Annotated in this window: 26 protein-coding genes; 24 read left to right on the top strand and 2 right to left on the bottom strand. The window is 69.4% G+C overall.

Going from position 1 to position 21,712, the window contains the following annotated elements; translation table 11 throughout:
• Positions 1 to 8 precede the first annotated feature (8 nt).
• A complete protein-coding gene (locus EDD29_RS00345) occupies positions 9 to 1,628 on the top strand; it encodes a hypothetical protein (RefSeq protein ID WP_123661600.1) in 1,620 nt (539 codons plus the stop codon).
• The gene (locus EDD29_RS00340; RefSeq protein WP_123661599.1) at positions 1,628 to 2,668 is read left to right on the top strand and encodes a structural protein; all 1,041 of its coding nucleotides are present in this window, start codon (positions 1,628 to 1,630) and stop codon (positions 2,666 to 2,668) included. Before EDD29_RS00345 ends, EDD29_RS00340 begins: the two co-directional genes overlap by 1 nt.
• Here the strand turns inward: EDD29_RS00340 and EDD29_RS44850 are convergent.
• Complete coding sequence (locus tag EDD29_RS44850; RefSeq protein WP_148085822.1) at positions 2,661 to 3,182, bottom strand: hypothetical protein; 522 nt, start codon at positions 3,180 to 3,182, stop codon at positions 2,661 to 2,663. The two genes, EDD29_RS00340 and EDD29_RS44850, sit on opposite strands and share 8 nt — an antisense overlap.
• A 70-nt stretch (positions 3,183 to 3,252) precedes the next feature.
• Between EDD29_RS44850 and EDD29_RS00335 the strand changes: the two genes are divergently transcribed.
• The 22 genes from EDD29_RS00335 to EDD29_RS46125 all read left to right on the top strand — a co-directional run bounded on the left by EDD29_RS00335 (position 3,253) and on the right by EDD29_RS46125 (position 21,163).
• Positions 3,253 to 4,680: a hypothetical protein gene (locus tag EDD29_RS00335; RefSeq protein WP_123661598.1), complete on the top strand. Its 1,428-nt coding sequence runs from the start codon at positions 3,253 to 3,255 to the stop codon at positions 4,678 to 4,680.
• Between the two features lie 17 nt (positions 4,681 to 4,697).
• A complete protein-coding gene (locus EDD29_RS00330) occupies positions 4,698 to 5,054 on the top strand; it encodes a DUF2190 family protein (RefSeq protein WP_123661597.1) in 357 nt (118 codons plus the stop codon).
• 10 nt (positions 5,055 to 5,064) lie between these two features.
• Complete coding sequence (locus tag EDD29_RS00325; RefSeq protein WP_123661596.1) at positions 5,065 to 6,207, top strand: phage major capsid protein; 1,143 nt, start codon at positions 5,065 to 5,067, stop codon at positions 6,205 to 6,207.
• Positions 6,207 to 6,482 carry a hypothetical protein gene (locus EDD29_RS00320; protein WP_123661595.1) on the top strand — a complete coding sequence of 92 codons (276 nt, stop codon included), beginning with the start codon at positions 6,207 to 6,209 and terminating at the stop codon, positions 6,480 to 6,482. The genes EDD29_RS00325 and EDD29_RS00320 overlap by 1 nt, the downstream gene beginning before the upstream one ends.
• A gap of 3 nt (positions 6,483 to 6,485) precedes the next feature.
• Positions 6,486 to 6,695, top strand: coding sequence for a hypothetical protein (locus EDD29_RS00315; protein ID WP_123661594.1), 210 nt, complete (start codon positions 6,486 to 6,488; stop codon positions 6,693 to 6,695).
• Position 6,696: 1 nt separating this feature from the next.
• Positions 6,697 to 7,050, top strand: coding sequence for a hypothetical protein (locus tag EDD29_RS00310; protein ID WP_123661593.1), 354 nt, complete (start codon positions 6,697 to 6,699; stop codon positions 7,048 to 7,050).
• The gene (locus EDD29_RS00305; RefSeq protein WP_123661592.1) at positions 7,050 to 7,478 is read left to right on the top strand and encodes a DUF6093 family protein; all 429 of its coding nucleotides are present in this window, start codon (positions 7,050 to 7,052) and stop codon (positions 7,476 to 7,478) included. The genes EDD29_RS00310 and EDD29_RS00305 overlap by 1 nt, the downstream gene beginning before the upstream one ends.
• Complete coding sequence (locus EDD29_RS00300) at positions 7,475 to 7,957, top strand: HK97 gp10 family phage protein (protein ID WP_123661591.1); 483 nt, start codon at positions 7,475 to 7,477, stop codon at positions 7,955 to 7,957. The genes EDD29_RS00305 and EDD29_RS00300 overlap by 4 nt, the downstream gene beginning before the upstream one ends.
• Positions 7,954 to 8,394 carry a tail completion protein gp17 gene (gene gp17, locus EDD29_RS00295; protein ID WP_170201231.1) on the top strand — a complete coding sequence of 147 codons (441 nt, stop codon included), beginning with the start codon at positions 7,954 to 7,956 and terminating at the stop codon, positions 8,392 to 8,394. Before EDD29_RS00300 ends, gp17 begins: the two co-directional genes overlap by 4 nt.
• A 73-nt stretch (positions 8,395 to 8,467) precedes the next feature.
• Positions 8,468 to 8,797 (top strand): hypothetical protein, encoded by a 330-nt coding sequence (locus EDD29_RS00290; protein ID WP_123661589.1) that lies wholly within the window; start codon positions 8,468 to 8,470, stop codon positions 8,795 to 8,797.
• Between the two features lies 1 nt (position 8,798).
• Positions 8,799 to 9,044, top strand: a complete 246-nt coding sequence (locus EDD29_RS00285; protein WP_123661588.1) for a hypothetical protein — start codon at positions 8,799 to 8,801, stop codon at positions 9,042 to 9,044.
• A gap of 4 nt (positions 9,045 to 9,048) precedes the next feature.
• Positions 9,049 to 9,537 carry a phage tail tube protein gene (locus EDD29_RS00280; protein ID WP_123661587.1) on the top strand — a complete coding sequence of 163 codons (489 nt, stop codon included), beginning with the start codon at positions 9,049 to 9,051 and terminating at the stop codon, positions 9,535 to 9,537.
• Entirely contained in the window at positions 9,537 to 10,082 is a 546-nt protein-coding gene (locus tag EDD29_RS00275) for a hypothetical protein (protein ID WP_123661586.1), read from the top strand. Before EDD29_RS00280 ends, EDD29_RS00275 begins: the two co-directional genes overlap by 1 nt.
• Entirely contained in the window at positions 10,010 to 10,438 is a 429-nt protein-coding gene (locus EDD29_RS00270; protein WP_123661585.1) for a hypothetical protein, read from the top strand. The genes EDD29_RS00275 and EDD29_RS00270 overlap by 73 nt, the downstream gene beginning before the upstream one ends.
• Before the next feature lie 21 nt (positions 10,439 to 10,459).
• Positions 10,460 to 13,999, top strand: coding sequence for a coiled-coil domain-containing protein (locus EDD29_RS00265; RefSeq protein ID WP_123661584.1), 3,540 nt, complete (start codon positions 10,460 to 10,462; stop codon positions 13,997 to 13,999).
• 64 nt (positions 14,000 to 14,063) lie between these two features.
• Positions 14,064 to 16,262, top strand: coding sequence for a glycosyl hydrolase family 28-related protein (locus EDD29_RS46130; protein WP_211359511.1), 2,199 nt, complete (start codon positions 14,064 to 14,066; stop codon positions 16,260 to 16,262).
• A gap of 10 nt (positions 16,263 to 16,272) precedes the next feature.
• A complete protein-coding gene (locus EDD29_RS00255; RefSeq protein WP_170201230.1) occupies positions 16,273 to 17,193 on the top strand; it encodes a phage distal tail protein in 921 nt (306 codons plus the stop codon).
• A 12-nt stretch (positions 17,194 to 17,205) separates the two neighbouring features.
• Positions 17,206 to 18,159 (top strand): hypothetical protein, encoded by a 954-nt coding sequence (locus EDD29_RS00250; RefSeq protein ID WP_123661582.1) that lies wholly within the window; start codon positions 17,206 to 17,208, stop codon positions 18,157 to 18,159.
• Positions 18,156 to 19,322 carry a hypothetical protein gene (locus tag EDD29_RS00245; protein WP_148085821.1) on the top strand — a complete coding sequence of 389 codons (1,167 nt, stop codon included), beginning with the start codon at positions 18,156 to 18,158 and terminating at the stop codon, positions 19,320 to 19,322. The genes EDD29_RS00250 and EDD29_RS00245 overlap by 4 nt, the downstream gene beginning before the upstream one ends.
• Entirely contained in the window at positions 19,319 to 19,978 is a 660-nt protein-coding gene (locus tag EDD29_RS00240; RefSeq protein ID WP_123661580.1) for a hypothetical protein, read from the top strand. Before EDD29_RS00245 ends, EDD29_RS00240 begins: the two co-directional genes overlap by 4 nt.
• The gene (locus EDD29_RS00235; protein WP_148085820.1) at positions 19,975 to 20,292 is read left to right on the top strand and encodes a hypothetical protein; all 318 of its coding nucleotides are present in this window, start codon (positions 19,975 to 19,977) and stop codon (positions 20,290 to 20,292) included. Before EDD29_RS00240 ends, EDD29_RS00235 begins: the two co-directional genes overlap by 4 nt.
• A gap of 10 nt (positions 20,293 to 20,302) precedes the next feature.
• The gene (locus EDD29_RS46125) at positions 20,303 to 21,163 is read left to right on the top strand and encodes a peptidoglycan recognition protein family protein (RefSeq protein WP_211359510.1); all 861 of its coding nucleotides are present in this window, start codon (positions 20,303 to 20,305) and stop codon (positions 21,161 to 21,163) included.
• A gap of 198 nt (positions 21,164 to 21,361) precedes the next feature.
• Here EDD29_RS46125 and EDD29_RS00225 read toward each other — a convergent pair whose 3' ends face one another.
• The gene (locus EDD29_RS00225) at positions 21,362 to 21,712 is read right to left on the bottom strand and encodes a PadR family transcriptional regulator (protein ID WP_123661578.1); all 351 of its coding nucleotides are present in this window, start codon (positions 21,710 to 21,712) and stop codon (positions 21,362 to 21,364) included.

The raw sequence follows: 21,712 nt of genomic DNA, 5'->3' as shown, positions 1-21,712 counted from the left end.
AGGCAGCGATGGGCATCCGAAGCCGCCTCTACGAGCAGTGGTACCGGGTCACCGGCCAGACCGAACTCGCCGAGCAGCTCCGCGCCTCTCAGGCGATGACGAGCCAGCTTGCTGAGGGCATGGCCGACCTTGAGCGGCGCATGTACGACCCCGGCTGGCAGCGGATGCTCGGAACCGCCGAGCAGGAGTTCACCCGCGAAGGCCTCCGCCAGATCGCCTCCGTCAGCAGGCTGATGGCGATCAAGAACCCGCTCATCCGCCGCGGCCTGGCCCTGCGCTACGGCTACGTGTGGGGGCAGGGCGTCGAGGTCACGGCCCGCGCCACCGGGAACGACGAGGGCGAGCAGGACGTCAACGCGACCGTCGCCCGGTTCCTCACCGACCCGTCGAACCTGCGGACCTTCAGCGGCGCCCAGGCCCGCGAGACGAATGAGCGGGCGCTCGGCACGGACGGCAGCGTCTTCTACGCCCTGTTCACCTCGCCGAAGACGGGCAGGGTCCAGGTCCGGACGCTGCCCTACGACGAGATCGTTGACATCATCACGAACCCCGACGACGTGTCGGAGCCGTGGTTCTACCGGCGCGAATGGACGACCGCCACCGGCACCTCCTCGACCACGAACGTTGTGCTCTATCCGGCGCTCGGGCACCGGCCGAACTACCGGCCGCATTGGGAAGAGGACCAGTTCGGGCAGACAGTCCGGGTGCGGTGGGACGCGCCGGTCTACCACCTGCGCGTCAACGCCCAGCTCGGCTGGAAGTACGGGCTCGGCGACGCCTACGCAGCGATCGACTGGGCGTATGCGTATAGGGACTTCCTGACGGACTGGGCCAGGTTGGTGAAGAGCCTCAGCCGCTTCGCGTGGCGGCTCACGAGCAAGGGCTCCAAGCAGGCCGCCGCCCGATCCGCCCTGTCGGCCCTGCCGTCCCGCACCGCCAGCGGCGAATCGAACTGGGCGGGCGCTACCGCCTCGCTCCCGACCGACATGTCTCTGGAGGCCGTGCCGAAGAGCGGGGCGACCATTGATTCGGAGTCCGGCCGGCCTCTCGCCGCGATGGTCGCCGCCGCCATGGACGTCCCCGTCACCATGCTCCTCGGTGACCCCGGGACGGTCGGTGCCCGCGCCACCGCCGAGACCCTCGACGAGCCCACCCGCCTCGCCATGGAAGGCCGCCGCGCCATCCATACCGCGGCGCTCATGGAGATCCTGCAGTACGTCATCACCGAGGCCGTCCGCGCCCCGGCCGGGCAGTTGCACGGCTCCATCGTCGTCGACGCCGACGGGATCGAGCGGCTCTCCCTCGACGGTGACACTGACACCACCATCGACGTGGTGTGGCCGAGCCTCACCAAGATCGACCCGACCTCGCTGGTCACGGCGATCGTCGAGGCCGACACCACCGGCTACCTGCCGCCCCTCGTCGTCGTCCGGCTCCTGCTGCAGGCGCTCGGCGTCCGGGACATCGACTCGATCATCACCGCCGTCACCGGAGACGACGGCGAGTGGGAGCCGCCCGGCGGCGAAGACGGCGCCATCGGCCAGGCGCTGATGGCCCGGTTCCGGAAGGGCGGCGACCCCGCCGCGCTGCTCAACCCCGACGCCGAAACCGAGCCGGAAGCTGCCTGATGGCGGTCACCAGGCAGACACTCCAGCTGACCTCGACGCTCCGCACGTACCTCGATCGGATCATCGACCGCGCAACCCGCATGATCGTTCGCGGCTGGTCGGTCGCATGGGACGGCCTGGTCGAGCGTCTCCGCGGTGCCGTTGCCGCGCTCCTCGATCGGGCTACGAAGTGGCCAGGCCGCCGCGCGGTCACCTCCTCGCCGCGGTGGCGTGCCGCGATGACCGCGGTCGAGCAGGCGATGACGACCCTGCAGAGGATCGTCCGCGGCCAAGGGAACGACGCGATCCAGGACGCCGTGTCGGCAACGCTGACAGCGCATCAGCACATGGTCGCCTCGCAGTACCCGCCCCGGGAGCTGCCGACCGTTCCGACGCTCAACGATGCTGCGGTCGGCCGGATCGTCCGGGACGCCGACCGCGACGTCCACCGGCACACCAGAGAGCTTCCGGTCACGGTGACCCGGGAGATGGTCCAGGCGATGCTCAAGGGCGTCCGGGTCAGCAGCGACCCCGACACCACGATCCGGCGCGTCATGGAACGGCTCGAGAAGACGTACGGCCAGGGCCTGTCCAAGGCGTTGACCGTCGTGCGGACCGAGGTGATGGACGCGCACCGTGAGGCCGCCCGGCAGGTTCAGGACGAGTCCGCGGACGTGCTCGCCGGGTGGGTGTGGCTGTCGCGTGCGGACGGGTCGACGTGTGCGTCCTGCTGGGCGCTGCACGGCGAGGTGTTCGAACTCGTGCAGGCTGGCCCGTACGACCACGCCAACGGCCGGTGCATGCGGGTGCCGAAGGCGAAGACGTGGGAGGAGCTCGGCTTCTCCGGGATGAGCGAGCCCGAGGACGAGATCCCGGACGGCGAGACGCTGTTCTGGGCGCTGCCCGAGGCCACCCAGAGGCAGATCATGGGTGACCGCAGGCTCGCCCTACTCCGGTCCGGCAAGGTCCGGTGGGCGGACCTGACGAGACTCCGCCGGAACCCGGGGTGGAGAGACTCCTATCAGGTGGTCCCGCTCCGCGACCTACGGCCGACTACCTAACTCGCCGCGGCGGACGTCCAGGGATCGGCACAGGATGCGCTTCACCGGACCCATCCCAGCAAAGCAGCAACTCGCCGGGAACCTGCTGTGAAGCAGACCGTCCGAAGTTCACCTCGCAACCGACCGACTGGCCGGAAGGCAAGGTCACCGGTTCCCTCGGGACATCAAGTGACCCGGCCTGCTCTGGGTCGAACGTGACATTGACGGCCGTGCCCGTTCCGATGTTGCGCACCGCAAGTCTCGCAAACCCCTGCCAGGTGATCACCCACTCCACTGGCTTCGGTTGAGCCGCGGCGTGCTGAGCCCGCTGGATTGCCAGCGCTTCCTCTGCGGTCTTTGCCGACTCCTCCGCTGCCTTGGCGGAGCGAGCCCCTGCTGCAGCGCTCTCCTGCGCCGCCCACGCCCCGTCCTCCGTCGCTTTCCGCGCTGCCCGTGACTCTCGGGCCGCCCACACCGCGACGGCCAGCGCAAGTCCCGCGACGACGACCGCCGCCCAGTCCGCGATGTCTTCCATCCGGCCAACGTACCGATCCCCGCCTGGAGCTGCCCTTGCTTCGCCCAGGCCGCCCCTCGAGGAGGACCATGTGCCCGAATCACAGGAGCTGAGCGAGGCCTTCGGCTCCCTGGCCGACGTGCAGCGCGGCCCCACCGACAAGCGCCGATTCAAGACCCTCCTCATCAAGGAGGGCTGGGGATCGAGCGGCTACTACTCCGCCGCAGTCCTCAAGCGCGACGGCCCCAGCTGCTGGCCCAAGGGCACCTTCCAGTTCCTCGACCACCCGACAGTCGAGGAGCAGGCGGTCCGTCCCGAAGGGTCGGTGCGGAACCTCGCCTCCGTCACCGTGTCCCACCCGGTGTGGGACGACGTCGAGCGCGGCCTGGTCGCTGAGGTCGAGGTCTTCCCCCAGTGGGCCGACCTCCTCAACGAGGAGTACGCCAAGGCCATCGGCCTGTCGATCCGGGCGACCGGCACCGTCGAGTACGGCGAGGCCGAAGGCCGCAAGGGCCCGATCGTCACCGAGCTCGGTGAGGGCATCAGCGTCGACTGGGTGACCCGGGCCGGGGCTGGCGGCAAGGTCCTCGCGCTGATCGAGTCGATCAGCGGGCCGCCGGCCGTGGAGAAGACGGCCGAGCTGAAGGAAGGCGCCGCGGCGCTGCTGCAGGAGCGCGCGACTGCCGGGGTGCACCTCGAAGCGCGCCTCCACTCGATCTTCACCGGCATCGCCGACGAGATGTACGGCAACGGCTACCTCACCCGCCCCGAGCGCATCGGCCTGTCGTCCGCGCTCGGCGACGCCCTCTCCGTCTTCGTGCGCCGGGTCGAGGCCGACCACCCGCAGCTCTACGCCCGCGGCCGGTGGCAGTCGCCCGAGGACTCCACCGAGGTCTCTGAGGCCACCCCCGCGAAGCCCGACCTGATCCCCGACACCAAGCCGGAGCCGCCCGTGCCTGCTCCGGTCACCGAGAACGCCCCGGGCACCCCGCCCGCTACCGAGAAGGAGGGCCGCGTGCCCGAGCTGTCCGAAGCCCAGATCGCGACGATGAACGCCGAGCGGGACGCCGCGCTCGCCGAGGCCGCCGCCGCCCGCCAGGCCGCCGAGGAGGCGACCGCCGCGCAGGCCGCCACCAACGAGCGGCTCGCCCGCTTCGAGGCGACCGAGGCCGCCCGGCCGATCGCCGCGACCCTGCTCTCCGAGTCCGACCTGCCCGCCCCGTCCCGGACCCGCCTGCAGGCGGCCCTCACGGAGTCCACCAGCATCCCGCTGCGCGACGGCGCCCTGGACGAGTCGATCTACCGGGCCCGCGTCGCCGGGGCCATCGCGACCGAGCGCGCCTACGTCGCCGAGCTCGCCGAGCAGACCGGCGTCGGCCGCCCGTCCGACCTCGGAGAGTCCGGCCAGCCTGCCGCCCCGGACGCCTCCGTCGCGACGGCCTCGCTGCGCGAGTCCTACATCGCCCGCGGCATGTCGCCCGAGGCCGCCGAGCTCGCCGCCACCGGCCGCCCCTTCTGAGAGAGGTCTGAGCACTCATGGCTCGAAACATCGTGCACGAAGCGGGCGACGCCCTCTACGTGGCCGTGACCGCCCCGGCGACCCCCGTCTCCGGTGACCCGGTCCTGATCGGTCAGATCCCCGGCGTCGCCATCACCGACGAGCAGTCCGACGGCAAGACCTCGGTCCTGTGCACCGGGGTGGCGAACCTGCTGGTCAAGGGCGAGACGACCGTGAACGCCGCGATCACGGCGGGCGACATCGTCTACTACGACGCTGCCGCCAGCCCGCACAAGATCAACAAGGACAACACGAACGGCGTCCGCTACGGCTACGCCCTCGCCGACGTCGGCTCCGGCGTCACCGCCACCATCCCCGTCAAGATCGGATACTGAGGACCCGCCCGTGAAGACCTTCAGCTCCAGCGTCGAGCGGATCAACCAGGAATCCGCCACCATCCACGGCCAGTTCGGCGGCCAGCGCAAGACCAGCGGCTACCACCGCAACCCGGAATGGCAGGTCAAGGTCGCCGAGGCCGAGCGGTTCATGGACGAGATCCGCGTCGGTCGCCGCCGCCACACCGACTTCGCCGAGGCCATGTCGACCTCGGACTTCCCGAAGTTGTTCGCTGACTCGCTCGACCGGCAGCTGTACGGCGCCTACATGGCCACCGTGCCGACCTGGATGAACTACGCCCGCGCGGCCACGGTGAACGACTTCCGCGAGGTGAAGAGGTTCGCGACCTCCGGCGTGCGCGGGCTGCTCACCAAGGTCGGCGAGGGCGCGCCGCACGAGCGCCGGGCCCAGACCGAGACGGAGTACAAGTACTCCGTCGACAAGTACGAGGCGGGCTTCGGCCTGACCTGGGAGACGATGATCAACGACGACCTGGGCGCGTTCTTCCGCATGCCCCAGGACCTCGCCGACAGCGTCAGGGACTCCGAGGAGGAGTTCGTCACCCGCCTGTACTGCGACACCTCCGGCCCGCACGCCACCAACTACACCGCCCTCAAGGGCAACCTGCTGACCGGGAACCCGGCCCTCACCCGCGACAGCCTCCAGGCCGCGATCACGGTCCTCATGAAGCGCAAGGACGAGCGCGGCAACCCGATCGTCGTCAACGGCGTCCGGCTCGTCGTCGGCACCGGCCTGTCCCTGGTCGCCCAGGAGATCATCAACACCACCGAATACCGCGTCGTCGACCCCAACGGCAACGTCCGCATCATCAAGGGCAACGGCGTCTCGGCCAACCTCGGCGTCGACACCAACTACTGGATCGACTCCGTCGCCACCACCGCCAACGCCAACACCTCCTGGTGGGTCTTCGCCGCCCCCAACGGCGTCCGCCCGGCCCTGGAGTTCGGCCGGCTCCGCGGCTTCGAAGCCCCGGCGCTCTACGAGCGGATCCCGGACATGCGCCGCATGGGCGGGGGCGACGAGGGCGTGTCCTTCGAGACCGAGACCGCGGAGAAGAAGGTCAAGCACGTCTACGGCGGCACCTTCGTCGACGAGAAGATGTCGGTCGCCTCCAACGGCACCGGCGTCTGATGACCGACCTGCCGGAGATCCCGCGCACCCCCGACCAGCAGTACCTGGCCGGGGTGTGCGCGCGGCTCGACCGCCAGGCCGAGCTCCTCACCCAGCTCCTTCAGCAGGGTGGCGGGCCGCGGGAGATCCCCGTCGCGCCGTCCTTCTCCGAGCCAGCTCCGGAGCCGGCCACCACGGAGTCCACAGAGCTGCTCACCGAGCCCGCGACGAAGCCCGCGCGCAAGCCCGCTGCCCGTGCCCAGCGCAAGCCCCGCCAGTCCAGCAAGGAGGCCTGACCCATGCCCGCTTCCAAGGCCGCGTACTACGGCACCAAGCCCAGGGCCACAGCCGTCGCCAACGTGCCCGCGCTCACCTCCGCGCAGATCACCGGCGGCGAAAGCCCCACCGAGGCCGAGTACAACGCGCTCCAGGCGGACCTCGCCGCGACGCGCACCGCCCTCAACAACGCGCTCGCCGCCCTCCGGACCGCAGGCCTGATGGCCCCCTGACATGCCCATCGACTACAGCACCGCAGCCGGGCAGGTCCGGCTTCTCATCCCGGACACCAACGAGACCTACCCGCTCCTCACCGACGAGCAGGTCGACGCGTTCCTCGGGATCGAGGGCGGGACGGTCAAGCGGGCCGCGGCCGCCGCGCTGGAGTCGATCGCCACCAACGAGGCCCTCGTCAGCAAGGTCATCAAGTCCCAGGACCTCAGCACGGACGGCGCGAAGGTCTCCGCCGAGCTCCGCGCCCGTGCCCGCGAGCTCCGCCGCCAGGCTGACGAGGACGACGCGACCACCGCTGGCGAACTCCAGATCGTCGACTTCGTCGACCCGTTCACCAGGAGTAGGTGTCTCTGATGCTGAACGGGCCGCCCCGCACGATCCACCCGCTGTGGAGCGAGCACCACCGGTCCACAGCGTCCGGCACCCTCACCTCCCACTGCACCCTCACCCGCGCCAGCGGTGCGGGAACCACCGGCCCTGACGGCACCTGGACGCCCGCGAGCAGGACGACGGTCTACGACGGGCCCTGCCGGGTCATCGTCGCGCAGACGATCTCCGGCGAGAAGGTCCAGCCGGCCGCGGCCGCGCAGCAGACCTCCCGCCGCTACATGGTGTCCCTCCTGTGGGACAGCGCACCGGTCCAGGTCGACGACATCGTCGAGATCACCCAGTCCCACGACGCGAACCTCATCGGCCGGCGCCTGCGCGTCTCCTCGATCGACTACGCGTCCGAGCAGTGGCAGCGCGACCTCGTCTGCTGGGAGGTGGAGGCGATCACATGATCAGCGTGGACATCGACGCGTTCGACCTCGGGGACCTGGCCGAAGACCTCCGCCGTGCCCCGGACCGGGTCGACGAGAAGGTCCGGCGCGCGGTCAAGGCAAACGAACGGGACGTTGTGCGGACCGCCAAGCGCGACGCCCCGGTCAGGACTCCCCCGCCGACCGATCCGCGCAAGCCGCCCGGCGGCCATTTGCGCAAGAGCATCAGCGCCGACAGGGACAGCGACGGCATGGGCTACGAGGCCGGGCCGACCGCTGACTACGGCAGGCACGTCGAGTTCGGCACACGGCCGCACGAGATCAGCATGAAGCCCGGCGGGCCGATGCTGTACTTCCCCGACGTCCACGACGTTTGGCACCTCCGGGAGAGAGTGTGGCACCCGGGCACATCGCCGCAGCCGTACATGCTCCCGTCCTTCGACCGGCATCTGCCCGAGTTCGTCGACGAGCTCGGCGACATCGTCGAGCGCATCCTGTGACCGGCGTCCCGGTCGCACCAACCGGCCCGCACACCGCCGCGGTCAAGGCCGCGATCGAGGCGCGCGGTGTGCTGGTCGGCCGCGGTGAGATCCCGCCCGGCGGCGGCTGGCAGAGCGAGCCCGGCGCGTCAGCGTACGTGCCCTACGTGGTGCTGTGGCCGTCGCCGGGCGACTCCAGCGAGGCCTCGCTCGCCGAGCCGTACGGGTACCTCGACTACAAGTTCCAGGTCACCGCCTACGCCTCGACCCAAGAGGGTGTCGAGACCGTGATGGACCAGGTCCGGGCCGCGCTCGTCGGCGTTCGGCTCACCGTGCCGAACCGCTCCACCTACCCGGTTCAGCTCACCCTCGGCCGCCCGACAGATCGGGTCGACACCGTGACCCCAGCTCTGCACGTCGGGGTCGCGCAGTTCGAGATGCGGTCCGAAGCCGCTTAGTCCCGCCCTTCCCTGACCCAGCCCGCCGGCGCCGCCGTGCGGGCTCTTCGGCATGCCCTGAAGGAGAGCCCACGTGGCCGACTACCTGCCCGAGTCGATCTCGCACGCCGGGATCGCCGCGACCTCGAGGTCCGCCGCCGCCGGCGACAAGCTCGTCGACCCCGGTGATGGCCGCTTCCTGCGGGTCAACAACGCCTCCGTGAGCTCGATAACGCTCACGATCACCCCGCCCGGCACCACCGGCTACGGCGTCGCGAACCCCGCCAAGGTCTTCACGATCGCCGCCGGGGCCACCCGCTACCTGAAGGTCCTGCGCGCCTACGGCGATCCCTCCGACGCCTACAAGGTCGCCCTCGCCTGGTCGGCAACGGCGTCGGTCACCTTCGACTACCTGCGGGCCTGACATGGCGATCCGCATGATCCCGTGCCGGAACACCAAGACCGGCGCCTTCGCGGAGCTGCCCGAAACGGCGCTCAAGCACTTCGCGGACTACGAGCCGCTCCCCGCCGAGTCTCCCGCCGACGAGCCGTCGGCCGAGGCCTCCGCGACCTCCCCCGAGCTACCGGCCGAGGCCCCTGCGCCCGCGGTGCCGGACAAGCCCGCCAAGCCCACCCAGGCCGCCAGCCCGGCCAAGAAGGACAAGGAGTAAGCCCATGGCCGACCTGCTGGCCGATGGCAACGTCAAGGCGATCTGGGTCCCCGCGATCGCCGACATCAGCGCCCCCACCGTTGCCGAGCTGACCGGCGGTTCCGCCGTCGACCTCTCGTGCCTCATCACCGCCGACGGCCTCGGCATCGAAGGCGAGACCGCGGCCGTCGACAACGCCGCCCTGTGCAGCGTGGCCGACACCGAGGACGCGGGCCGAATCAAGCGCGACATCAACATCACCGCAAAGAGGAAGGACTCCCCCGCCGAGGACCTCGCCTGGGAGACCCTCACCTACCGGGCGGAAGGTCACCTCGTCGTGCGCCGGAACCTGCCGGTCGCCACTGCGTGGGCCGCCGCCCAGCCCGTCGAGGTCTACCCGGCGCGATGCGGTGATCCGATCATGGCCGCGCCCGAGCGCAACAGCGTGCAGAAGTTCGCCGTCAAACTCTTCAACCACATCCCCGCCGACACCCGCGCGGTGGTGGCTGCCTGATGCAGGACATCGAGGACATTCTCTCTGAGGCCAAGCTGCCGGAGAAGTCCGTGCAGCTGTGCCTGCGCGGTGACCTGCAGGCTGAATGGGAGCGGCTCGAGGCCGAGCTGGCGGCGGTGCGCAAGGCGGAGGCGGCCGAAGCGGACGCTGATTCTCTGGCTGGTCCTGACCGGTCGGCCGGTCAGGAGATCGCCGATCAGATCGTCGCGATCGAGGAGCAGATGCAGGCCTCGACCCGCACCTTCGTCTTCCGCGGGCTCGGCAAGCGCGCCTACAGCAACCTCACCGCCCAGCACCCGCCGACCGAGGATCAGCGCAAGGGGGGCGCCGACTCGAACTGGGAGTCGCTCGAGCCCGAACTCCTGGCTGCGTGCGCGGTCAACCCGCCGATGAGCATCGAGCAGGTCGGCAAGCTGGAGAACGCCCTCACTCCGATCCAGTGGGCGAAGCTGGTGGCCGCTGCGTTCGAGCTGTGCCGGAGGGACGTGTCCGTCCCTTTCTCCTTGAGCGCCTCCGCGATTCGCGCGAGCACCGGCAGGAAGTAGAGCTCGCCCGCGCCTGGGGCGTCCCGCGCTCCCGCTGGCTCGGCCGCGAGCCCCGCACCGTCACCACGTACGAGTACGACGATGGCGGCCGGCTCCTGCGCTCCGTCACGGAGACGGAGCCGCTGTGGACCGATGAGGACCGCGGCTGGGCCGAAGCCCTCGCCCACTTTGAGGCGGACGAGTGCAAGGGGTGCGGGCAGCCTCTGTCCGAATCGACGGAGGCCTCCGCCGAGGGCGCCTACGACGCGCCGCTCCCCTTGCGCTGCCACGCCTGCACCGCGGTGTCGATCCAGCAGGACGCCGCCTCCAAGAACGCCCATCCAACGGCCCTCTTGTACGAGGTCCACCGCAAGTAGGCAGGTCGAGGGGGTGAGTTCGTGGCCCCCACCGCGGACCGGTCCGTCCGGGTCGTCCTTCGGGCGGAGACTGCGCAGTTCCGGCGGGAGATCCGGGCTGCCGGTGATGAGGTCGACCGGCTTGAGCGGAAGCTCCGTGACCTGCCAGACCCGCGGGTGCGGGTCACCGTCGATGTCGATGACAAGTCGTCGGACGAGTTGCGGACGCTGCAGCAGCGGCTGCGGGCGTGGGAGACCCAGCACGGCAAGATCAAGATCAAGGTTGAGCTTGAGGACCAGATCGACCGGACGCTGGGCCGGGTTGAGGCGAAGCTCGAGCGGCTGCGCGCCATGGGCGCGACTACGATCAAGGTCGACCTCGACAACCAGACCGAGCCCGAGCTCAGCGAGATCGTCGCGAAGGTCCAGTACCTGCGTCGGCAGACGCGCATCCGCATCCGCGTCGACCGGGCGCCGCACGGTGATCTGGACGCGGCGAGCCGCCAGCTGGCGGACTGGACGTCGGCCATGGAGCGGCGGCTCCAGATCCGGCCCCGGCTGGGCTCGTCCTTCGGAGACGGCAACAGCGGCGGAGGGTTCAGCGGAGGGGGCGGCGGTCAGGCCGCCCAGATTGCGGCTGCTGTAGCTGTCGCCTATCCGGCGATTTCAACAGCGGTCGCCGGGCTGGTCACGTTCGCTTTTGGTGCTGCACTTGCCGCAATTCCGACGCTGGCTTGGAAAGGGTCGGATGGGGTCCGCGAGGCATATTCGGACCTGTGGCGCGACATCCGTGGTGGTATTCGCGAGATCACTCCCATGTGGGAGGCGGAGGTCGCTGGCTGGACCTCGATCGTCCGGCACATGGGTAGCTTGTGGAAGCCGGAGCTCGCGAGCATTTTCGAGTCCATCCGGCCCGCCACATCGTCTTTCCTGCAGGATTTTGGAACGGCGACGGTGGCTCTCAAGCCGATGTTCCGGGATCTCGCGGATGGGTTCGTGGCGTTGCTGGGTGACCTGTCTCAGCAGATGCCGGCCATCCTCGCGACCTGGGGTGAGGCGATCGGCGCTCTGGGTCGGGCCATACGTGACAACCCCGCGATGTTTGGTGCGCTCCTGCAGGATCTGGGTGATGTGGTCCAGTCGATCACGCTGCTCGGCGCGGCTGCTGTGGAGGCGTATCCGGCCTTCAAGATGTGGTTTGACCTGCTGTCGGTCTTCAACACGGTTCTCGGGTCTTCTCTCGGCCCGCTGGGGACTTTCGCGAGCTTGTTCGGCAACCTGGGGCGAGAGCTACTTGCCTTTTCGACAGGTCCGATCGGGACTGTCTTCAATGCTTTCCTCCGCCTCGGAGAATCGCTTGATTCTTCCTCGGTATCATCGGGCCAAGCAGCAACGACGATCCACGACCTGGGTATGGAGATGCTCAATCTCCCCCAGGCGACGGACCCGCTTATCACTTCCCTGGAGCTGGCATCTTTGTCGGCTGCGGATCTGAAGAAGCGTCTCGATGACCTCGTGTCCGGGCCTATCAGCGAAAAGGAATCGCTGATCGCTTTCCAGCGGGCCATCGACGCGATGTCGGAATCGCTGAAGAAGAACGGCAAGGCACACGACTATTCAGTCAAGGGCATGGCCAACTGGGATGGCCTCCTCAAGATCGCCAAGACGGCTCATGAGGCTACTCTCGCACTGTCAGCTAATAAGGCCACTACGGCGGAACTGGCTGCACATTTCAGAGCAGCGCGCAAGGCGATCATTGACGCCGCCATGGGGATGGACTACAGCCGGAAGCAGGCCAACGAGCTCGCGGACGAGCTCATTGGCGTCTCGGCTGCCATCAACAAGATCGACAAGAACGTCGACATCAAGGTCACCGCCGACACCTCCGGCGTGATCGCCGAGGGCCAGGCGGCGCTCGACTACCTCAACAACCTGTACGCCACCATCCCCGTCGCCCCGGCCAAGCCGAACGCCGACGGGAACATCTACGGCTACGCAAACGGCGGCGAACACCACGTCGCCCAGATCGCCCAAGCGGGCGCGATGAGGCTGTGGGCAGAGCCGGAAACCGGGGGTGAGGCGTACATCCCTCTGTCCCCGGCCAAGCGCAGCCGCTCCACCTCCATCCTCGCGACCGTCGCCGACCGGTTCGGTCTCGACCTCGTCCGGCCCATGGCTCAAGGCGGGCTGCTCACCGCTTACGCCGCCGGCGGCCTGACCCAGACCGACATCTCCCTTGCAAGCCTGCTCGGAGACTGGCGGGGCGTCGTCAACCCGTCCACCGCCGACGAGCTCGAGCAGGCGCTGGAGAACCGCAAGAGCAGGCAGGAAGCCGTCTCGGACTCCATCGGTGGTCTGGCGGAGGCGCAGAAGGCGCGCCAGCAGGAGATCCGGGACGCTTCCCGCAACCTCACCGAGGTGCGCAAGGACCGCCGGGACACGATGCGCGATGCCCGGCAGCGGGTTGCCGACGCGGAGCGGGACCTGAAGAGGACCCGGCAGGACCAGGCCGACGCGATCAAGGACGCCGAGACGGCCCTCAAGCGGGCGAAGAAGGAGAAGGACAAGCAGGCGATCAAGGACGCTGAGAAGGATCTCAAGCGGACGAAGCGCGACGCCAAGGAGGCCATCGCTGACGCCAAGCGGGGTGTCTCCGAGGCCAAGCGGGACCGGACCACCGCGAACGAGGAATCCCTCGCCCGGCTCGAGGCCGCCGAGCAGCGGCTCCGTGACTCCCGCTCCAAGGCCTCCTATGAGCAGGTCCGCGAGGCCGAAGAGCGGATTCGGGACGCTCGGGTCGACCTCGCGGAGGCGACCGCGGCGCTCCTGGACGTGGAGGACCGCCGGAAGTTCGACTTGATGAGGCCGACGGACCAGCTGTCCGCAGCGCTCGCCATGGGCATCACCAACACCGGCGCCTTCATCGCCAACCTGACCACCCTGGCTGACCGCGGCTTCGGCAACCTCGCTCAGCAGCTCCTCGCGACGGGTGGTGCGGAGGCCGAGAAGATGGCCGCCGACGCCGTCACCCTCTCGAACGGGCAGCTCGGCGCCCTGCAGGGGCAGATCGAGCAGCGCCAGCAGCAGCAGGCTCAGCTCAGCCTGATGCCGGAGTCTCTGCCCGTCCGGGCCGCGATCCGGTCCGGTCAGGGCGGCTCGTGGATGCAGCTTCTGGAGTCCACCGGTCTGGACCCCGGCACCCTCGCCGAGGTCCTGCACGCGATGCCCGACGTCGCCGGACCGAACCTGATGGCCGACATGGCCGCGCACGGATATGCCCGCGGCGGCTGGGTGGCCGGCCCCGACGGCATCGACCGAGTCCCGGCGATGCTCACCCGGAAAGAGTTCGTCGTCAACGCCGGGGCCGCGTCTCGCCACGCCCCGTACCTGGAGGCCATCAACTCCGGCATGCCGGCGCCGAAGCGGTACGTGACCGGCGGTTGGGCTGGGGGCGTTCGGGGCAGCGACGGCGCTGCGGCGCTGCCTTCGACGACGGTCGAGCAGCACTTCCACGAGATCCCGTTCTCGCCGTCGGCGATGGCGCGCGAGGCCGCCCGCCAGGCCGCATGGGAACTGCGCTGACCTGCGCTAAGACCACATCACCTCTTCCTCTTTCCCGTTCGACCCGACCCAGAGAGGAGGGGCGATGGCGCGCGTCTACGACAGGGCGTTCCGGGCCGAAGGCCGCTACGGCACCCCCATCCCCGCTGCCCAGGTCAGTCTGTGGACGGCGCGGACCGGTGGCAGCCAGATCGTCACCGGCCTCACCGACCTCGACGGCAACACCCTGTCCCCGCCGCTGACCTGCGACCAGTGGGGTTACCTGCCGCCGTTCATCGACACCGACGATCGCGACGTCTACGCCATCGGCGACCCGTCCGGGATCGTGACCGGCGTTGAGCGCGTCCGCCTGGAGCCCGTCGACGCGCTCCTCGAAGGCGGCACCGTCGACGGCGATCTCCAGATCAACGGCGTGCTCACCTTCCCCAGCACCGCGGCACCAGCGGTGCCCGCCTCCGGCGCGTTCGCGCTGTTCAGCGACTCCGGCGCGCCGACCCTCATGGACTCCGCGGGCAACACCGTGGTGATCGGAGCGGGCGCGGCAGCGGCGCTCGGCTACATCTCGGTGAAGGACCACGGCGCGGTCGGCGATGGCGTCGCGGACGACACCCTCGCTATCCAGGCGGCGATCGACGCGCTCCCCTCAGCGGGTGGTGTCGTGTGGGTGCCGCCTGGCACCTACAAGATCACTGCTGCGCTGGAGTTGAGGCCGTACCTCGCCCTCATCGGCACCGGCGTGAACAGCTCGATCATCAAGCAGGCGACGGGCAGCGCGGACTGCCTGGCGGGTGTCGACGTCCACCACCTCACGATCAAGGACCTGCAACTGCAAGGCCCCGGATCTGGGTCCGGGGACGGCCTGGTCCTGACGCGCAGCGTCGAGGGCAACGTCCGCTACGTCCGGCTCGACTCGGTGTACGTCCGCCTGTTCGGTGGGGACGGCGTCGCGATCTCCAACTGCATCGTCAGCTCCTTCGACCAGGTGGTCGCAGAGAACTGCGGCCGCGGCTGGTGGCTGCACGGCGTCGTCGCCGGTGCCGCAGGAACGAGCGTCAGCCTCAACAGCTGCTACGCCAACACCAACACCGGCGCCGGGTTCCACATCCTGAACATGGCCTACCTGGCGCTCAACGCGTGCGCGTCGGAGGGCCACCCGAAGAACTTCCTGTTCGAGGACTGCCAGGGCATCGCGGTCAACGCCTGTGGCTCGGAGGTCATGACCTCCGGCGGCATCGGCTTCGAGATCGACGGCGGCTTCGGCATCACGCTCACGTCGTGCTGGGACCTCACCAACCGCGGCGTCGCCTACCAGGTCGGCGGCGGCGCCACGAACATCAACCTGATCGGCATCGTCGAGAACACGCCCGGCGTCGGCGCGACGGCCTCGCTGAAGGTCCTCGCGGGCTGCACCGGCATCAACCTGCACGGCATCACAGCCACGACGGCCCTGTCGTTGGCAGCCGGGACCTGCAACATCCTCAACGACGGCGCCAACGGGCTGGTCGTGCACGGCTACCTGTACACCGACGCCGCTTCGGAGTTCAACGGCTCGGTCCTCTTGGACCAGGGCGCTACCGCCTACGGCGCGATCGTCCTTCCGGGGAACCCCAGCACCGCACTCCAGGCGGCCCCGAAGCAATACGTCGACCTCCGTGCTCTGGCCTCCCGCATCATCGCTGCGGGAACGGGACTCACCGGTGGGGGTGACCTGTCCGCCGACCGGACCCTCACCGTCGCCTACGGCACGTCGGCCACGACGGCGTGCGTCGGTAACGACAGCAGGCTCAGCAACGCGCGGACCCCTACCGACCACGACCACTCGGTGGCCACCACTCAGGGTGGGTTCATCGCCGTACCCAGGGCGAAGATCCGCCGGATCGCCACCACGTTCACCGCGGCGACCGGCGTATCCCAGACCTTCAACTGGGACACGCAGGACTTCAGCAGTGGAAGCGGACCGACCTGGACAACGGGTGCGAACCTCACCTGCCCGGCCATCAACGCCGACTGGCTCATCACCCTCAAGGCCGTCTTCCAGAACGCCGGCGTCAACGGCGGCTCCCGGATCGTCCAGCTCTACCGCACGTCCGACAACCAGCTCGTGATGGAGGCGTACGGCGTCGGCCCCGGCGGCTCGTCCGGCGACTGGGTCACGGTCCAGGCCGTGGATGTCTGGCGCGGCCTGGCTGGCGAGCAGTTCTACGGGATCGTCAAGCAGACCAGCGGTGCCACCGCGACCGTCGCCGAGGTCGCGGTCAACTTCGCGCTCCTCGCCAGGCGCTGAGGAGGGCCCGTTGACGATCCCCGCAATCGAGCCCGTCAACCCGACCAGCGGCCTGCTGCCGGGTGCCGTGTCTCGGCTCACCGCCACGCTCGAAGCCCCCGCGGCGAACCTGGTCATCCCCTTCAACCGCACCGACTCCCACGGGGTCGCCTGGGCGCTCGGCGGGATGGAGGGCTGGGACTCGCCCGACATGGACGAGGGCGCCTCGAAGAGGTCCGGCAGCGACGGCTTGTGGGACACCGAGCCGTGGTTCGGCGGACGCATCGTGACCCTGTCCGGGCTGATCACCGCGCCTACGTACGAGGCGCGTGAGGCGGCCGAGTACCGGCTGCGTGCCGCTGTCCCCCGCGATAAGTACGTGACGCTGCGGGTCGAGGAGACGACCCCGAAGTTCGTCACCTGCCGCCGGTCTGGCCGCCCCCTCATCAAGGCGACCACCGACGTCCACTCGACGTTCAGCGTGGCGCTGCTGTGCCCCGATCCGCGCAAGTACAGCATCACGCCGGCGTCCGCGACGATCGCCGTCCTGCCCTCTACGGGCGGGCTCGCCCCGCCCTGGACACCGCCGGTCCTGCTGCCGGAGATCCCCGTCGGCCCCTCCCAGGCGCTCCTGACGAACCTCGGTGACTACTACTCGCCGCCGGTCATCACCCTGCGCGGGCCCGGCTCCGACCTGTCCATCCACAACCTGACCACCGGCCAGTACCTGGCATTCGAGCAGGTCCTCGGCTCATCCGACTGGCTCCAGATCGACACCGCGTCCGGGACGGTCCTGCTCAATGGCACCGCCGTGCGCGCGCCGAAGACGGGATCGACCGTCGTCGCCCGGTTCCTCGCCGACCCCGGAGACAACCTCTATCGGCTGTTCGGCACCCTCACCGCCCCCACGCCGCCCAGCGCGGACATCGCCCTGTATTCCGCCTGGATCTAAGGAGCCCCCACCGTGGCCACCGCCGTGACCTGCCGCGCCCCCGCATGGGTCGACGGCGTCCAGATCAGCGGCGCCGAGATGCGCGCCGCCGTCTTCTACGGCATCTGGCAGACCCCCGGCCTCGTCCGCGGGCTGCGCGCCACCCAGATCCCGACACCGGGCATGGCGATCCGTGTCCCGGCCGGGCAGTGCGTCATCAGCGACGGCCAGAACGGCTTCATCCCGCTGGAGCTGGCCGCGACGACGGACCTGGACATCGACCCGGCATCGCTGACGAACCCGCGGATCGACAGCCTGATCGGCGAGTTCGTCGACGGCGGGGCGGGCAGCATCCGCCGCCTGCGGATCATCACCGGCACCCCGGCCGGGTCACCGTCCGAGCCTGCCCTGCCTCCGGCCGACCAGCCGACCGCGCGGTGGCTACGGATCGCGAACATCGCGGTCGGTGCGGGTGTCTCGTCGATCCTCACCTCGAACATCTCCACGGTCGCGGACAACGCCCGCCACCACGGGCACCTGTTCATCCGCAAGTCGTCGAACCAGTCGCTGCCGTCGTCGACGACGATGCAGAACGACTCGGCGCTGCGGCTGACGATTGAGCCCCAGACCCGCTACCGGTTCCACCTGATGCTCGCCTACGGGGTGCGGTCTGACACCGACGGCAAGGTCAAGTTCGCGGTCCCTGCCAACGCCACGATGGACTGGGTCATCAGCTCCAAGGCCGGCGCGGGCCAGGCCGACGGGAACTCCGGCACACCCGCCTGGGACCTCCTCGACCAGGGCTCAGAGCCCCGCATCGGCGGATGGACCACCAACAACACCAGCAAGATGGGCGCGATCCTGCAGGGCAGCATCTGGTCGGGTGACGGCGGTGACGTCATCCTCCAGTGGGCGCAGGACACCAGCAACGCCACCCCCATGATCGTCTACGCCGGGTCAACGTTCGAGGCTTGGCGAGCCGCATGACCGAGTGGCGGTACGCGCTCCACGACCTGCGCACCAGTCGCCTCCTCGTCGACCACATGCCGTTCGACATCTCCGAGTACACCATCATGCTGATGGAGTCCGGCGTCCTGAACGCCACGCTCCCGCTCGGCGACGCTGGGATCCGCATCAAGCAGCCGCGCGAGGTCATCGTCCCCCGCCGCACGGTCTTGGCGCTGTACCGGGACGAGCAGGTGATGTGGGACGGGATCATCTGGACTCGGCGGCGGCGCCGCGCGGGCGGGGAGAACAACCTCGTCGTCTCTGCGAAGGAGACGCGCTCCTACTGGGATCGCCGGTTCCTCCGGCCCGAACTCGGCTACGGCAGCGCGAAGACCCTCGCGTTCACCGACACCGACATGTTCACCGTCTTCCGGGCGCTGCTCGCTGACGGCCAGAACCTCACCCGCAACGGCTCCCAGCCGGGAAACCTCGGGATCGAGCCGGGCAATAACCTGTCCGGCACGCTGATCAGCAGAATCGACATCGGGACCGAGCTGGCGGCCTACCGCGGCTACCTGTGGGCCACCTACGGGCAGCTGTTCGACGACCTCGCCGCCTCCGACCCCGGGCTGGAGTGGAGGATCGAGGCCTACCTCGGTGCCAGCCACGAGCTGAAGCGGCGGCTGCTGCTCGGATCGCCGCGACTCGGCACCCCCGCCGACCACCCCGGCATCGTCACCTTCGAGTACCCGGGCATCATCGTCGACTACGAGTGGCCCGAGGATGGCGAATCGTCGGCGAACTACGTGGCGGCGCTCGGCACTGGCGAGGGCGACGCGATGATCTGGGCGGACTGCTACCACGACCAGGAGCTCGACAATGGGTTCCCGCTCCTCGAGGCCGCGGTCTCTCACAAGGCCGACTCGAACCTGCAGATCCTCAAGGGCCGGACGGCCACGGACATGGGGCTGCGCAAGGGCGACAAGGTCGTGCCGTCGATCACGATCGAGGGGTACCCGATCGGGGTGTCGCCGGGCGACCACGTGCGCGTCCGGATCGAGGACGAGGACTGGTGGCCCGGCTCCTCCCAGGTCCCGTTCGAGGCGATCGTCCGCGTCGTCGGGCTCCGTGTCGTACCGGGTCCGCATGAGACGACCCAGCTGCTGATCGAGGAGCCACGAGCGGCGGTGGCCGTCGCATGAGCACGCAGAACGCGCCGCGTGACGAGCGGACCTCGATCCGGGAGATGCTCGAGGTCCAGCGCCGGATCATGGCGCTGGAGAACACGCCGAAGGTCGGGCCCGTCACCACCTCCGCGCTGAACGGCACCGGAAACGGGGCAATCGCCGGCGACTTCGAGGTCGGCGGCTTCCTTGCCGCCACCGCGATCGCCGTCGACGGGGACGTCGCCGCGGACGCACTCACCGCCGACAGCCTTGCAGCGACCCTCATCACCGTCGGCGGCCAGGACCTGACCGGCGCCGACATCGCGCTGCTCCTCAACCCGCCCTACGGGCTGGGGGTCAAGGGCGCCACCCAGGTCGTGACCGACCAGACCGCGACGGCCGTGATGGCGTTCACCGCGCCCGCGAACGGGATCTACCAGTTGAGCGGAGCCGTCCCGTGGAGCAACGACAACGTCGGTCGCCGGGAGGCGAACTGGCGGGTCAACGGCACGACTTACCAGGGCAGCTCGATCCACGTCTCGTCGAACACGCTGGTCATCAACAGCCTTGCGCTCGCGGTCGCGATGAACGCCGGGCAGGTCGCGGAGATCGTCGTGTGGCAGAACAGCGGCGGCGCGCTCAACGTCCTGGCCTCGACCCGCATGGAAGCCCTGTGGAGGCGACCGCTGTGACCAACGAACAGCCGAACGTCGAAGCTCGGCTCTCTGACCTGCACCGACTCTTGGAGGTGGGCATCGAGCGTCTGGCCGGGCAGATCGGTCTCCTTGGCCAGCGTCTGGATCAGCAGGATGTCCGGCACCTCGACCACGGGCAGCGCCTCGACCGGCATGACGAGCGTCTCGATGTGCTGGACCGCACTGCCGTTACCCGGGAGGACCTGAACGAGAAGAGCCGCCGCACCATCGCGACCCTCGGACTCATCACGTCGGTCCTGGGCATCGCGGTCGGTGCGCTGACTTCCATCATCATCGCGATCGTCCAGTAGGGGGCCGCTCGTGCAACTCGTCACCCGCAAGCAGTGGGGCGCCCGGACACCGAAAGCCGCGGCGTCCTACCTGGCCAGCACGAAGGGCGTGAAGGTCCACTACACGGGCAGCCGGGTGGATCCGAAGATCGTCGATGACCATGACCTCTGCGCGGCGCTGGTCCGTCAGATCCAGAACGGCCACATGGACGGCAACGGCTGGAACGACATCGGATACAGCTTCGCGGTCTGTCCGCACCGGTACGTGTTCGAGGGCCGCGGCCTGCACAAGCTGCCCGCCGCGAATGGCGCCGGGCTGAACAGCGACCACTACGCCGTGCTCGGGCTCGTCGGGAACAGCGGCCTCACCGTTCCGCCGGACCTGATGTTGCACGGCATCCGCGACGCCATCGACCACGTCCGCGCCCAGGGCGGCGCCGGGACCGAGGTCAAGGGCCACCGCGACGGCTACGCGACGGACTGCCCGGGTCCTCAGCTCTACAAGTGGGTGCAGGACGGAGCGCCTCGCCCCAAGACCAAGGAGGAAGACGTGGCACTTTCGGACGCCGACATCGCGAAGATCGCCGACAAGGTCGCCGAGCGGGTGTGGAAGAGGGACGGCATCATCCCCGCCGCGGACGGCAACCCCGACAACGCGTACTGGACCGGCGCGACGACCGTCGGCTACGTCGCCAAGCAGGTCCGCGGCCTGGCCGCTGCGGTCGCCGCCCTCCCGGCCCCGGTCCCGGCGGCTGTGGACGAGGCCGCGATCGTCCAGGGCGTCCTCGCAGGGCTCAGCGTCGACGCCATCGCCGAGCGTGTCATCGCAAGCGTCGGCGAGTCGTTCGCCGAGCAGCTCCTCCAGGCGCTCGCTCTGCGTCTCGGCCGCTGATGGCCTCACCTCCTAAGCCGGTGCTGCTGCCGGTGCATGTCCTGGGCCACACGGTGAGCACCGGACACTGGTGCCGCGCCTGTGCACTGCCGTCCGTCGCCGAGGTCCGCGTCGAGGTGGCGGACGGTCAGGGCGTCCAGACGTCGACGTCGTCCGCGTGTTCAACGTGCCCCGCCACGCCGATGCAGTGAACCCAATTCACGGGGCGAGCGCGGTCTCTTCCTGGAGTCCGACGGAGACCGCGGCCATCTGCCGGTAGATCCGCACCAGGAGCTCATGGCCGTACGGCTTCGTGGCCTCGAGCCCGACCTCGGTGAGCCGGTAGAGGTGACGCCTCGGTCGTTTCTCGGTGACGGGGTCGATGTCCTCCCATGTGGAGGTCACCCAGCCATGTGTCTTGAGCCTCGCGAGGATCGGGCTGATCGAGCCGCTGCTCAGGCGGACCTCACGCCCGATCTCGAGGCCGTACCTCGGAGTCTGCGGGTCCGCGAGCAGGCTTCCGAGGACGAGCTGCATGGCCAAGGTCATGTGCGGCTTCCACTCACTCAT

This window comes from Actinocorallia herbida, from assembly GCF_003751225.1.
GTDB classification, from domain to species: domain Bacteria; phylum Actinomycetota; class Actinomycetes; order Streptosporangiales; family Streptosporangiaceae; genus Actinocorallia; species Actinocorallia herbida.
This window is presented reverse-complemented; position numbering and strand designations above follow the sequence as displayed.